General features: G+C 65.1%; 1 protein-coding gene. It reads right to left on the bottom strand.

Features of this window, described 5'->3' with window-relative positions; translation table 11 throughout:
* Positions 1–984: HipA domain-containing protein (locus PQ963_11000; GenBank protein MEN4030187.1), on the bottom strand; the 984-nt coding region annotated here is incomplete at its 3' end.
* Between the last annotated feature and the right edge of the window lie 147 nt (positions 985–1131).

Here is a 1131-nt window from a genome sequence, read left to right as displayed (position 1 = left end):
CCGGATGAACAGGCTGAAGTTCTTGGCGTGACCATCAGGCGCGCACAGCATCCAGAACAGCACCTGCGCCATGAAGAAGGTGCGCTTGTCTTGCTCGGGTGTCATCGATCCCGCCAGCACCGACATGATGCGGTCGATGCCAGGGCCGCCCTGCGCTTCGTATTTCAAATCTGGCGCCGTGGCGGTGGCTTGGCACAGGTCTTCTTGGGGTAGGCGGATGATGTGCCGTTGCCCATCTGGCGCCGTCCACCACTGGCGGTCAAAGCGTTCCACGGCCAACGCCTTGATGCCGTCGAACTGCACGGGCTGGCACGGGGCCACAGGCAGACCATAAGCGGTGAGGATCTGTGCGCACAACCACTCGTTCTCCACCGAGTCGCGCAGATCCAGCCCCATGCCACCGACTAGGCCCAAGGGCAGTTTGAGGATGTGGGTGGTGGGCGTGGCGCCTTGCGGCAGGCACCATTGGCCATCGTGCTGGAGCAGGGCCGTCTTTTCTTGCGTGCCAGCGATGGAGATGCGGATGTCATCGTTCTCCAGGAAGCCAGGTGGTGTGGCTGCGCTGGCGTGGCGCAGGATATCCGCCACGTCGTGGGAGCTCAATGCGCGGGCTTGCAGTGACGTGCTGGAAGGCCGGACATCGCCGGGCAGGATCTGGAGCGCACCGACGCAGTCCTGCCCGGCCTGTGCCAGCAGGTCAAAGGCATGGGTGGACGACGCCTGGTAGCGACGTGCCAGACGCGCCCGGATGTCAGGGCTGTCTGGCAGCAGATTGTCAAAGTAGTGGCGAACGTTATCGCCGTGGTGCGGGGTGTTGCCGGGCGTGAAAGGCAGCGACAGGGACAGGGGGCGGCCTTCAGGACGTTGAACCCAGTGTGGGTCGTACTGCAGCGTGTCTGGACTGTGGGGCGCCGTGCGCCAGGTGCCCACCCGAACACCGTTCATCCACAGGCTCAGGGTTTGGGCGTGCGAGCGTCTTCCCATGGCCAGACCTCACCAAGCCGGGCCGTTGTCTGGGCTGGGCTCGGCAGCCCGGACGTCGGTGCGGGGGGCGGATGGGGTCTGCAGCACGCACTCCACGCCCAACAGGTTCAACAGTTGCAGCAAGCGCTCGGCGCTGACCTTGCTGGC

It is taken from the genome of Methanobacterium sp. (assembly GCA_039666455.1).
Classification (GTDB): Archaea; Methanobacteriota; Methanobacteria; order Methanobacteriales; family Methanobacteriaceae; genus Methanobacterium_D.
This window is presented reverse-complemented; position numbering and strand designations above follow the sequence as displayed.